Annotated in this window: 10 protein-coding genes; 9 read left to right on the top strand and 1 reads right to left on the bottom strand. The window is 49.7% G+C overall.

The window, feature by feature from the left end; genetic code table 11:
- The first annotated feature begins 192 nt into the window (after positions 1-192).
- The 4 genes from FHT67_RS07200 to FHT67_RS07220 all read left to right on the top strand — a co-directional run bounded on the left by FHT67_RS07200 (position 193) and on the right by FHT67_RS07220 (position 5,658).
- Positions 193-1,170 carry an ABC transporter permease gene (locus FHT67_RS07200; protein WP_132307116.1) on the top strand — a complete coding sequence of 326 codons (978 nt, stop codon included), beginning with the start codon at positions 193-195 and terminating at the stop codon, positions 1,168-1,170.
- 20 nt (positions 1,171-1,190) lie between these two features.
- Positions 1,191-2,072: a carbohydrate ABC transporter permease gene (locus FHT67_RS07205; protein ID WP_167196931.1), complete on the top strand. Its 882-nt coding sequence runs from the start codon at positions 1,191-1,193 to the stop codon at positions 2,070-2,072.
- A 65-nt stretch (positions 2,073-2,137) separates the two neighbouring features.
- A complete protein-coding gene (locus FHT67_RS07210; RefSeq protein ID WP_132307112.1) occupies positions 2,138-3,754 on the top strand; it encodes an ABC transporter substrate-binding protein in 1,617 nt (538 codons plus the stop codon).
- A 524-nt stretch (positions 3,755-4,278) separates the two neighbouring features.
- On the top strand, positions 4,279-5,658 hold the full coding sequence (locus FHT67_RS07220; protein WP_167196934.1) for an ABC transporter substrate-binding protein: 1,380 nt from the start codon (positions 4,279-4,281) through the stop codon (positions 5,656-5,658).
- A gap of 88 nt (positions 5,659-5,746) precedes the next feature.
- Here FHT67_RS07220 and FHT67_RS07225 read toward each other — a convergent pair whose 3' ends face one another.
- Positions 5,747-6,529 (bottom strand): AraC family transcriptional regulator, encoded by a 783-nt coding sequence (locus tag FHT67_RS07225; protein ID WP_208403180.1) that lies wholly within the window; start codon positions 6,527-6,529, stop codon positions 5,747-5,749.
- Positions 6,530-6,588: 59 nt separating this feature from the next.
- On the opposite strand from FHT67_RS07225, the gene FHT67_RS07230 reads away from it, so the two are divergent.
- From FHT67_RS07230 to FHT67_RS07250, 5 genes are all read left to right on the top strand, one after another.
- Positions 6,589-7,413 carry a sugar phosphate isomerase/epimerase family protein gene (locus tag FHT67_RS07230; RefSeq protein WP_167196937.1) on the top strand — a complete coding sequence of 275 codons (825 nt, stop codon included), beginning with the start codon at positions 6,589-6,591 and terminating at the stop codon, positions 7,411-7,413.
- Positions 7,414-7,783: 370 nt separating this feature from the next.
- Complete coding sequence (locus tag FHT67_RS07235; protein ID WP_167196940.1) at positions 7,784-8,539, top strand: IclR family transcriptional regulator; 756 nt, start codon at positions 7,784-7,786, stop codon at positions 8,537-8,539.
- Positions 8,540-8,637: 98 nt separating this feature from the next.
- Positions 8,638-9,546, top strand: coding sequence for a fumarylacetoacetate hydrolase family protein (locus FHT67_RS07240; RefSeq protein WP_167196943.1), 909 nt, complete (start codon positions 8,638-8,640; stop codon positions 9,544-9,546).
- 16 nt (positions 9,547-9,562) lie between these two features.
- A complete protein-coding gene (gene gucD, locus FHT67_RS07245; protein WP_167196946.1) occupies positions 9,563-11,023 on the top strand; it encodes an alpha-ketoglutaric semialdehyde dehydrogenase GucD in 1,461 nt (486 codons plus the stop codon).
- 23 nt (positions 11,024-11,046) lie between these two features.
- Complete coding sequence (locus FHT67_RS07250; RefSeq protein ID WP_167196949.1) at positions 11,047-13,044, top strand: YjhG/YagF family D-xylonate dehydratase; 1,998 nt, start codon at positions 11,047-11,049, stop codon at positions 13,042-13,044.
- Positions 13,045-13,193: the final 149 nt, after the last annotated feature.

The following is a 13,193-nucleotide window of genomic DNA, read 5'->3' on the forward strand; positions in this document are numbered from 1 at the left end:
ATCTAACAGGAATAGGGGCTTATTAGCTTCTTATAGAGCGTTTTTTCGCATGTTTTGAACGGATGATTTAATTTTGAACCCGTGACATTCGTTTTATTTAGGCATTTTGAGCGTTTTTTGAGGTTTTTCCCAAGTGGTTGAGGAGATACAGTAGGGTCATCCTAAAAGTTGCGAATACGAAGGAGGAACACAATGAGCGCTTCTGAACTCAGCAACCCCAAGCAAGCATATCCGATCAGAAAAAGACGAAGCGTCGCGGGAGCTTTTTTCTATGAATTGCTGAAAAACAAGTTTCTGTATCTGCTTGTTTTGCCGGGCATGATTTGGTTTTTTGTTTTTGCTTATCTTCCTATGGGCGGAATGGTTATCGCCTTTCAGGATTTTAAAGCAATGAAAGGAATGACCGGCAGCGAATTTGTCGGTTTGAAAAACTTCAAGTTCTTCTTTCAATCGGATGACTGGATTCGAATTGTTACGAACACCTTGTTTTTAAACGTATTATTTATCTTATTTAATACCCTTGCTGCTGTCGTGATTGCGGTAATGGTCACCGAGCTTGGAGGGAAATGGTACAAAAAAATCGCCCAGTCGGTGATGATTTTCCCTCATTTTCTTTCGTGGACTGTTGTTGCAATGTTCGTCATGGCATTCGTCGCGACGGACGGCGGATTTATCAATCAAATTCTGTCCGTATTCGGAATACCTCCGGTTCAGTTTCTTTCTTCACCGGCGTACTGGCCGGTCATTCTCGTGTTGTTGAAAGTTTGGCATGGAGCGGGATTCGGATCCATCGTGTACATGGCAACGATCTCCGGCATCAATCCGGATATTTATGAATCAGCGTCTATTGACGGGGCAAGCCGATTTCAGAAGATCCGTTACATTACGCTGCCTTTGCTAAAACCAACCGTTATTCTGCTTCTGATTCTTGCTGTGGGAGGCATCTTCAACGGGGACTTTGGAATGATCTATGCGATTGTTGGACGCAATCCTCCTTTGTACCCGACGACGGATGTCATTGATACCTATTTGTTCCGGGCCATGATGGATCTTGGCGATATGAGCATGTCAGCCGCTATCGGCTTTATGCAGTCCGTGGTTGGATTTGCACTTGTCTTGACGGTCAATTCAATTGCCAAGAAGGTTGCACCGGAATCCGCCATTTTCTAATAAGGAAGTGAATTGTGTTCATGATCAAGGAAAGCTTATCCGACCGCCTGCTTAAAGGCTTTTTTTATGCGGCTATCGGACTGTTCTCTGTCTATTGTCTATTGCCATTCTGGTCGGTCGTGGCCAGCTCATTCGCAAGTGAAGCATCCCTGTTAAAAGATGGATATACTTTTTGGCCGAAGGACTTCAGTACCGAAGCTTACAAGCTGATCTTCAGCAACAATACGATCTACCAGGCTTATGGGGTTACGACCCTTGTTACGCTGATTGGCACGATCCTTTCCATGACTTTTACAAGTGCCATGGCTTACTCATTATCTGTGAAGTCTGTCAAGTACCGTAATCACATCTCCTTTTATGTTTATTTTACGATGCTGTTTCACGGCGGTTTGGTCGCTACGTATTTATTGATCTCAAAGTACTTGGACATGAAGGATACGGTCTGGGTGCTTATTATCCCGAGCATGCTTAGCGCATGGAATATGTTCTTGCTCCGCAACTTCTTTGCTTCCATTGATGATTCAATAGCAGAGTCAGCCAAAATGGACGGAGCCAACGACATCTACATCCTGTTCCGGATTATTCTCCCGATCTCGCTCCCGGCACTTGCTACGATAGGGCTATTCTATGCTCTGAGCTATTGGAACAAGTGGTTCGACGCGGTTCTCTACATTAACGACAAAGATCTATACCCGCTGCAGTACCTGATTCAGCGCATTATGAACAATCTGGACTACATCAATCAAATATCGGCGGATGTTAGCATTCCGAACTTTATTCCGCCTGCGTTGACAGTCCGGCTGGCTACGACGGTCGTTACAATCGGACCTATCGTCTTACTCTATCCGATGCTACAAAAGTATTTTGTCAAAGGACTTATGGTAGGCGCTGTCAAAGGCTAATTCCGCTTCCAAGCGGTTTAGTATAGTTGCAATTTCAAGCAAAGAAAAGGGGATGAACGTTCCATATGAAAGCTAAACATTTGACAACTGTTGTATTATCTGTTGCACTTGCCGGCTCCGTGGCCGCTTGCAGCAATAAGGACAATGAGGTTAGTACACCGGCTGCTCCCGAAAACTCCGGGGTAACGGCATCGGCCCCGCCTAAAGCCGTTACTCTGAAAGGGATGCTGTTTGGCGACGCGCCGAAAGATCTGCCTCTTGTACTGAAGGAATTTGAGAATCGTACGAAGGATACGCTGAATACGAAGATCGATATTCAATGGAATGCGCCTGCCGATCATAAGCAAAAGGTTAAGCTAATGATGACAGCCGGCGAAGAGGTGGACTTCGTATTTGATGCGGATTTTCAAAACTTGAAAGAGCTTATTCCTCAGGGGGCTTATGCCCAACTGGATAAATATTTTAATAATGACGAATATCCCGGGTTAAAACAAGCTTTCTCGCCAGCGTTTATCGAGATGAATAAGCGATACGACAATCATCTGTATACAATACCGTTCACGCAATACTTCTATGACATCCCAGTTGTTTATATCCGTAAGGATTTGCGAGAAAAACTTGGATTCAGCCAGCCGATTTCCAGCTACGATGAGCTTCAGCAGTACTATGAGAAAGTGCTGGCATCGGAGAAAGGCATTACTCCACTTGCGGTAAGAGGGATCGGCGGGTTCCAGGAAATGCTGGCTCCAGAAAGAGACGAGCTAGATACCGTCCGCCCATTAAATCTAGGGGGAATACCTTACTTCGTTCATTTAAGCGACGATCTGACTAAAGTTCTGGATGTTGTTGTTTTGGGTGATCCGGATACGGAATGGGCGAAGCTGCCGGCCCCTTTAAATACGATGAAGTCGACATTCAGTCAATATGACAAATGGGCAGAGTGGAGTAAGTACCTTGAGAAGGATGTACTGAGCCAAAAGGATCACAAAGCTTACTTTATGTCTGGCAAAGCCGCTTCTTATTACGGTACAGTCTCTTCTTATGCTGCGGACCGCAAGCTTCTGCAGGAGACCATAGCCGGCGCAGATCTCGAATTTTTTGTCTTAAAGGAAAAGATTCGCAATATGGAGCCGAAGGCGATCTCGACCAGCTACAAAGCCAATAACTCTATTGCGATTCCCGTATCCTCCAAGAATATTGACCGGACGATGAAATTCTTCGACTGGATGTTCCAAAGCCGCGAGAACCATGATCTGTTCGAATACGGAATTCAAGGTAAGCATTGGGAAGCTGTAGGCGACAACCAAATGAAGCTTTTAGACGAGTCCAAAAACTATATTTTCCCCGGTTATGAATTTACATGGAATCCAACAATGATCCGCTTGCCTGAAGATTTGGATGAGTCGGCTAAAAAGTACTTCGAATACTCGGCCAAAGAAGACAGCTACTATGCTCCCGTGCTTGCACAGTTCGCTTTTGACACAACGAATGTAAAAGGCGAGTTCGCTAATATTCAATCAAAGGCGGATCCATTTATTCAAACATTGAAGGCTGGACAAGTAAAGGATTGGGAAACAGCTGCCGTCAAATTGAACGGCGAGCTAAAGGGTTTAGGTCTTGATAAGATACGTGCAGAGGTTGCAAAACAGGTACAAGCGTATCTTGATGCAGGCGGGAAGTAGAATGATACGGGAGAGGATCTCGAGGATCTAATCTCTATAGGAACGATTGGCCTGATCAAAGCGATCGAAAGTTTTGAGTTTTATAAGGCGAAGAAGTAATAGGGTATTCTTAAATTAAGTGGTACTATGCCAAGTAGTTGATAATGTCAGAAAAGAGCATTGCGTTCATGCAGTGCTCTTTTCTTATGCTAATGTAGATTTTTAATATTAGACCCTTTGTTAATTACCCCATTGATCGGAATAATCCCTTTTCTTTCTAACTTTGCAATCGCTTGTGACTGATTTTCATAGTATCAACTAATTGGTATATACGATCTCGTTTGCGATCTTGTTCATGACTTCCAGCTCGCGATTTGAAAATGTATGTCTTAACTTTCTTTCTTTCTTTCTTTATAGAATTAATGTTTGAAACTTACAAATCAAGTTTAGATTCTCCATGGTTTGTTTGCCGGAAAGCAGATAACATTTCTTATTGTAAGCGCTGTACTTCAGAAGAGACAGCCAAATCAAAGGGGGGATATTAGATGTGGAAAAGGAAGTCGCTGCTTATGTCGTTGATACTTATTCTGCTATTGGCTGCTGGATGCAGCAGCAACGGCGGCAGTAACAAGAACAACAACGCGGGAGTCGACAGTACGCCTATTTCTTCGGAATCGGAAGCCAATGATGCAACTCCTGCTGCAGTTGAGAATGATACCGGAACACCTGAAATGGATTTCGATATGGGCGGCCGAACGATTAAATGGGTCTCCTGGTATGACGAATCCATCAAGGAAGATAATCCGGATAATATCAAGCGAAAGCAGAATCTGGATGAATTAATGAAAAAACATAATTTCAAGATCGAATATGTCACGGTTGACTATGCGGAATATTCCAGTAAGGTTACAGCCTCGCTGCTTGCAGGAGCACCGATCGGCGACATCATCCGGATGGCAAGACCGTGGATGATTCCATCGCTTGTTAAGCAGGAGCTGTTCGCTCCCGTAGATGAATATACGAAGAATAACAAGGTATTTATTCAGCAATATACAAACGATTATTCGGAGTATGCGGGCAGAGGTTACGGATTCCGCTCCGGAATTAACGGCGCATCGTCAGGTATTTTCTATAACCGTACTCTGATGAATAAATTAGGCATGAAGCCACTGCAGGATTATGTGAACGATGATAACTGGAACTGGGATACTTTCATCCAGGTTGCCAAAGAAGCTAACAAAGATACGGACAATAACGGTAAGCTGGATACATGGGGTGTTGCTACAGCCAATATTCTGGTGCAGGCGCTGGCTTCCAATGACGCCAATCTGGTCGCAGCTGATAAACAGAATTTGGAGGATCCGAAAACAAAGGAAACCCTGGAGTTCGTCTCCAAGCTTGCCACGGAAAACGTCGCTAGGCCTACAGAAGGCGGAGACTGGACGGAACCTGGGCAGTTTTTCCGTCAAGGCAACACGTTGATGTACGCGGGAAGCGATTATGAGATGGATGGCTTCAAGAAGGATATGCCGGATATGGATATCGGATTCCTGCCATTTCCTAAAGGACCTAGCGCGGTGGAATATCGTTCGCATTTGACGATTCCGAACTACATGACCATTCCGAAGGTAATCGAGCATCCCGAGCAGTTGGTCTATATCTATGAGAAAATCAATGATATCGATTCGATTTACGATTATCCGAAGCAAGCCTCGCTGGAAACGTTATTTAGCAATGAGGATGATATCAATAACGCCAAGACAGCAGGAGAAACGATTAATAGAGTTGACGGAAAGGATGGTTATCCGAATATGCCTTACTATGAAATGGTCGGCGAAATTCTGGAAGGTGTATCGGTATCCACAGTAATTGACAAATACAAAGAGCAATTCCAGTCGTCTATTGACGAAGTCTGGAAGAAGTAACAGCTCTTTGAACGATAAGGGCAGGTCCCCACTGCAGCAGCAATGGGGACCTCTGTCTTTCATTTGCTTTTCCGTTGTAACACGAAGATCATTTTATTTTGGCGGCAGATGGAGGATATCCCTTTATCTCTTTAAATACTTTGCTGAAATAATAGATATCTTGGATTCCGCAGCGCTCTGCGGCTTCCTTAACGGTGAAATCACCGGAAGAAAGCATCATTTCTGCGTTATTCAACCGGATGCGGTTGACATATTCTTTGAAAGACATTCCGGTATTCTGCTTGAATAGCTTTCCGAAGTAAACAGGATGCAGTCTCAAGCCTTCTGCTATCTCGTTAATAGCCATATGATCCGAGTAATGTTCTGTTAAATATTCTATAAGCTTCTTTATTCGGGGATCAATAGAGGTTGATAAATTTCGGTGAAAGCTGGTTAACAGACGGTGGATGATCAATTCGAATAGTGCCCGTGCCTGAATATGGTAATAAGGCTGCTTGCTCATCCACACATGGTTAAATTCACGCAGATAGCTTAGGATCTCTTTCGTGATAACCTTTTTCGTCAACCCCTGAAAGGGCATTTGAATATGATTATGAGGATCTGCCCAGTAGAAGTTAAAAGGATAGGAATGCATAGGAGAATCTTTAAAGGTATGAGCTTCCCGCACACTGCCGCTGGGAACATAGACGAGATCTCCTGCTTCAGCGGTGAATTTCTTGCCGTCAATATAGTAATTCGCCTTTCCTTCGATAACAAAGGTGAGATCATGAAAGCTGATTCTAGCTTTCTGTATGGTCCAATTAGGATAACATCTTCGATCAACAAACAAAAAGATATTGGGAATAAGGTAGGGATGGTGTTCAAGCTCCAAGATGGTTCGCCTCCTATACAGCATCAGCATATATAGATTACATGCAAAGGGAGATCGTTATGATTACATTAACCGGCTTTGCTGATGAAATCTCATCGGAATTGGATATTCAGCTGGATGTCCTCGAATCGGAACAAATCCATCATCTAGAGCTGAGAAGCGTTTGGGGGAAAAATGTATTACAGCTCACTGATGATGAAGCCGTAAAAGTAAAAGGAATATTAGAGGACAGGGGATTTCAGGTATCTTCCATAGGCTCTCCACTAGGTAAAATTAAAATAACCGACAATTTTGATCTGCATTTCGAAGAGGCCAGGAAGGCAATATGGCTTGCATCGTTTTTTCAGGTTTCATATGTCCGTATTTTTTCTTTTTATATTCCTGACGGCGAACATGATCGCTACCGTTCGGAAGTTCTCTCGCGCATGCAAAGTCTTGTGCAATTGGCGGAGAGAGCAGGTATCGTTTTACTACACGAAAATGAAAGCCATATTTACGGGGACAACGGCAAACGGTGCCGGGATTTGTTACAAGCCATATCATCGCCTTATTTACGCGCTGCCTTTGATCCGGCAAATTTCGTGCAATGTAAGGTGAGTCCAGTAACTGAAGCCTATCCTTTGTTGGATGAATATATCTCCTATATTCATATTAAAGACGCTGTCATGGAGACAGGTTCAGTTGTTCCATCCGGTGAAGGAGACGGACAATTGAAGCAGCTTTTACAAGTATTGAAGCAAAAAGGATATTGCGGATATATGTCGCTGGAACCACATCTGCAGGCCACTGGGAGACTGGAAGGGCTTAGCAAGCCGGAATTATTCATTGTTGCTTCAAGAGCGATCAAACTATTATTAGCAGAACAGAATATACCCTGGGCTTAATAATGCACGGGCAGCCGGTTTGTTGAGACCGGTTTTTTTATTTCTTTCATGATAGGTTTAGATTTAAATGACTTCAATCACTTTCAATAAAGCTCTATAATCGCTAAGGTGAAAGATCTATAATCTGACAGGCAACATCAATTAATTGAATAATTTCGAAAACAAGGGATGGCAGCTCTAGTGAAGTCGCATAAGGTGCGGGGGAATGGAGTGAGTAAACTAAAGCTGTTGCAGAAAATCTCAAATTTGAAAAATCATCTAAATGGCGAAACCGGCAAACAAAATAGTAGACAAAAGGAAGAAAAAATAGGTAAAATTGATACTATAGAATAGCGTTCTATAATATAAAACTTGAAGGAAGACCGAACACATGCCGATTATTCAATCGCTCGATCGGGCATTGTCCATCCTGGACCTGTTCGACGAGCGGAACAGAGAGCTGAAAATCACCGAGATCAGCGCCCGGATGCAGCTTCACAAGAGCACCGTTCATTCGCTGCTCAAGACGCTTCAAATGCACCGGTATATCGAGCAGGACGCAGAGTCGGGCAAATATCGCTTGGGCATCCGCCTGCTCGAAAAGGGACAACTGCTGCTTCAGGGCTTCGACATCCGGGAGATTGCACGTCCCCATCTGCAGCAGCTGTCGCAAGAGACGGGGCAGACGGCGCATCTAGTCGTATTGGACGGCTCGGAAGGCGTATATATCGATAAGGTCGAAGGCGCGAAAGCGGCCATCCGATATTCCCGAATCGGCAAGCGCGTCCCGCTGCACAGCAGTGCGGTCGGCAAAGTACTTGCCGCCTTTATGCCTGTTGCGGAACTCAACCGTATCCTTGCAACCTATGATTACCATGTTCAGACGCCCCATACCATTACGAACGAAGCCGATTTGCGTGCCGAGCTTGAGCGCGTGAGGGCAAAGGGAGTTGGATACGACCGTGAGGAGAATGAACCGGGGGTGCGCTGCACGGCCGCGCCGGTGTACGACCACAGCGGTCAAGTATCCGCCGCCGTTAGCATCTCCACCATGGTGTCCACTGTAAACGACGAGGAGTTCGCAGCGTTCTCCGAGCTGGTTGCGCGGACGGCGGATAACATTTCAAGGGGACTTGGCCGATTGTAAGACTGAGTTCTCACGTACATGCCATTCGGCATGTACAATTTATTGTCGAAATATGAGAACTTAGTTTTATAATATAAAACTAAAATGGAGTTGAACGTATGCGTATCGTTCGTTACCTGGAATCATCGTTTTCGCGATTAGGCGCTTTGACGGAGGAAGGGTCCGTCTATCAATTGGAAGCATCGAACCTGATGGAGTTGGTGGCCGAGGCGAGAGCTAAAGGACTTTATCCTTCCGAGCATATATCCGGTTTGATCGCCGGGAAGGCGCCTATCGCTTTCTCGCTGGATGAGCTCGAACTGCTGACGCCGATCGAAGCGCCGGAAGTATGGGCGGCTGGCGTTACTTATTTGCGAAGCAAGGAAGCGCGGAATTATGAGGCGACAGGGGGAAAGCTGGATGCCACTACGTTCTACGACAAGGTGTATGACGCAGAGCGGCCGGAGCTGTTCCTGAAATCGACCCTTGCACGCACCGTTGGACCGAAGCAGCAAGTATGTCTCCGCAGCGACTCGAATTGGCAAGTCCCTGAAGCCGAACTGGGTCTCGTGCTGGACCGCGAAGGGAACATCATCGGTTATACGGCCGGCAACGACATGAGCTGTCGGGACATTGAGGGAGAGAATCCGTTGTACTTGCCGCAGGCCAAGGTATGGAGCCGTTCCTGCTCGATTGGGCCGACCGTCCGTCTGGCCGAAACCGTTGCGGATCCCTATGGGCTGCAGATCATATGCCGAATTTACCGTAACGGTGAAAAGCTGGTCGACGAGCAGGCAAGTACGAGTCTGCTGAAGCGCCGGCTGGAGGAATTGGTATCGTTCCTGAAACGGGATAACGAGCTCTACGACGGAACGGTACTGCTTACCGGCACCTGCCTGGTACCGCCTAATCAGTTTACACTCGATTCGGGCGACCGGATTGAGATCGAAATCGAAGGTATCGGCATCCTGGCCAATACGGCTGTCTATAAGCATGAGCTGACGCAGCAGTTTTATCAGACCAAGTAGGAGAGGACGAGTGTACATGAGTGAAGTAACCAGAATAATTGACAATTATATTAACGGAGCGTGGACGTCCCCGCTGTCGGGCAAGCAGATACCAAGCATCAATCCGGCAAAAAAACGGGAAGTGATCGGCCAAGTACCCGATTCTAATGCGGCCGATCTGGATAATGCCGTAGCCGCCGCTGAAGGGGCACGGGCTTTCTGGCGAAAGCTGACCGGCGCTCAGCGGGGAGCCCTGCTGTTCAAGGCGGCGGACCTGCTCGAGGCCAGGCAGGAAGAGATCGGAAGAATGATGACGCGGGAGATGGGAAAGACGCTGCCGGAAGCTAAGGGCGAGACGGTGCGCGGCGCCGCGATTCTGCGCTATTACGCAGGCGAAGGCATGCGCAAGATCGGGGACGTTATCCCTTCCACCGATGCCGAGGCGCTCATGTTTACGACACGCGTTCCGCTTGGCGTTGTTGGCGTCATCTCGCCTTGGAACTTTCCGGTTGCCATTCCCGTCTGGAAAATGGCTCCCGCGCTGATTTACGGCAACACGGTCATTTGGAAGCCGGCTACCGAAACCGCTGTCACGGCTTCTCTTGTTATGCAATGCTTCCATGATGCAGGGTTCCCGGCAGGCGCGGTGAACATGATTGTCGGCAGCGGCAGCGTTGTCGGCAGCGGCATTGCGTCGCACAACGGCGTTCACGGCGTGACGTTTACCGGCTCCAACGAGGTCGGCAAGCGGGTCGGGCAGGCTGCGCTCGCGCGAGGGGCGAAATACCAGCTTGAGATGGGCGGGAAGAATCCGGTCATCGTGGCGGCTGATGCCGACCTGGAGCTGGCCGTAGAAGCCACGATCAGCGGAGGGCTGCGCTCTACGGGCCAGAAGTGCACGGCGACCAGCCGAGTTATCGTCGTAAGCGATGTTTATGAAGTTTTCAGGGAGAAGTTAGTGGCCAAAGTAGCGGAGCTCCGGGTCGGCGACGGACTTCAGGAAGGCATCTGGCTCGGCCCATGCGCGAACGAAAGTCAGTTCGAAACGGTCATGTCCTATATCGGCAAGGGTAAAGAGGAAGGGGCGAGACTTCTGGTAGGAGGCGAACGGCCGAGCCAGCCGGAGCTGGCGGACGGCTTCTATGTGACTCCCGCCGTATTCGACGACGTGAAGCCGGATATGGCCATCGCTCAGGAAGAGATCTTCGGTCCCGTGTTGTCGCTCATTCGGGTGGAAAGCTTGGACGAAGCGATTCGTGTCGCCAACAATACCGATTTCGGTCTCAGCGCTTCTATTTATACACGCAATATCGGCAATATATTGACGTTCGTTCAGGATATGGAGGCCGGTCTGGTCCGGGTCAATGCCGAAACGGCAGGCGTGGAGCTTCAGGCTCCGTTCGGCGGGATGAAGCAGTCCAGTTCGCATTCGCGGGAGCAGGGGCAGGCCGCGATTGAATTCTTCACCTCCATCAAGACCGTATTCATTAAGCCATAGGCCTTTGAGAGGGGCAATTCGGGATGAATGAGCAGTTACGAACCGTATTAGGCGGGGATGAAGGCGCCTTCTTCTCCATCAAGACACATGCGCCTGGGCCGGCGGGCAAGCTCCCGCTGACGCCCGACCTTTTGCTTCATGCGCCAAGCGGAGATCTCTTCGGGCTGACGCAAAATGTCGGTATGGGCTGGAGCCCCAGCCATCTCGGCGGGAAGCAGGTGCTGATCATGGGGACGATGGGCGGCATCCGGAACGAGGATGGAAGTCCCGCAGCGCTGGGCTATCATACCGGGCATTGGGAAATCGGGATGCTTATGAAGGCAGCTGCCGACGAGCTGACCCGTGCGGGTCACATCCCGTTCGCGGGCTATGTCAGCGATCCTTGCGACGGGCGCAGCCAGGGCACAACGGGGATGTTTGACTCGCTGCCTTACCGTAACGATGCGGCGATTGTGATTCGGAGGCTGGTGCGCTCGCTGCCTACCCGTTCCGCCGTTATGGGGGTGGCTACCTGCGACAAGGGGCTGCCGGCCATGATGCAGGCGCTAGCCAGCATGCGCGATCTCCCCGTTATTATCGTGCCCGGCGGCGTAACGCTGCCGCCGACATCCGGTGAGGATGCGGGCAAGATTCAGACAATCGGCGCCAGGTATGCCCATGGGGAGCTCAGCCTGGAGGAAGCGGCGGACCTCGGCTGCCGCGCTTGTGCTACGCCGGGAGGTGGCTGCCAATTCCTTGGCACCGCGGGAACGGCGCAGGTCGTGGCCGAGGCGCTGGGCTTGACGGTACCCCATGCGGCGCTCGCTCCTTCCGGCCAACCCGTCTGGGAAGAGATGGCGCGCCAATCCGCGCGCGCCGCGGCGGTCATGGCGGAGCAGGGCATCGCGTCGGCCCATATACTGACCGATGCCTCTATCCGGAACGCGATGGCCGTCCACGCCGCATTCGGCGGCTCCACCAATCTGCTGCTCCATATCCCGGCAATCGCGCATGCCGCGGGCTTGTCGGTTCCGGACGCAAACGACTGGACCGCGATCAACCGCAGCGTTCCGCGGCTTGTTAGCGTCTTGCCTAACGGGCCGATCCCCCATCCGACCGTCCGCGTGTTTCTGGCAGGCGGCGTTCCGGAAGTCATGCTGCATCTGAGGCGGCTCGGCGTCATTGATGATCGGGTACTGACCGTGACGGGATCAACGCTAGGCGAGGTGCTTGATTGGTGGGAAGGCTCGGAGCGCCGCCGTCGGATGCGCAGCTATTTGCTGGAGCAGGATGGGATCGATCCGGACAGTGTCATATACAGCCCCGAGCTAGCCAAAAAGGCGGGACTTACCTCAACGGTGACGTTCCCGACCGGCAATCTGGCACCTGAAGGGGCGGTCATCAAATCGACGGCCATTGACCCTTCCGTTATCGGCGAGAACGGTATTTTCCGGCATGTCGGGAGAGCCAAAGTGTTTACGACCGAGCGCTCGGCCATTCGTGCCATCAAGATGGGCGGGATCGTGGCTGGCGACGTGTTGGTGCTGATCGGCCGCGGGCCGTCCGGTACGGGCATGGAAGAAACCTATCAGCTTACTTCGGCGCTGAAGCATCTGCCTTACGGCAAGCAGGTAACCCTGCTGACCGATGCCAGATTCTCCGGTGTATCCACCGGTGCCTGTATCGGTCATATCGGACCGGAGGCTTTGGCCGGAGGACCGGTTGGCCGGCTGCGCACCGGAGACTGGATCGACATCCGGATCGATACGCGCCGGTTGGACGGCACCATCCATATGGTCGGCTGCGGCGACGCGCCGGAGAACGAACAGGCAGGAACCCTGATACTGGCCTCCAGGCCGCAGCATCCCGAATTGGCTGAAGATCCTGCGCTGCCGGACGATACCCGGTTGTGGGCTGCGCTTCAGGCTGTAAGCGGAGGCACCTGGAAGGGCTGCGTATATGACGTGGACCGAATCCTGGAGGTTCTGTCGGCAGGTATGAATGCGCTTACCGGGAATAAAACGGCTCCGCCTGCAGATTGACGCGAATGGAACCCGGGATTTACCAAGAGTCGCTTCATCGCCTGGGGCTTCGATTTACGAAGAATGGAAGAATAGGGGGCGGGAAATTTCATATCGTTGATTCCGCCGGCCAAGTACTATGGTTAAGTCCGTTTCCGTAACGGAAGTTA

Source organism: Paenibacillus sp. BK720, from assembly GCF_011761545.1.
In the GTDB taxonomy this organism is placed as follows: domain Bacteria; phylum Bacillota; class Bacilli; order Paenibacillales; family Paenibacillaceae; genus Pristimantibacillus.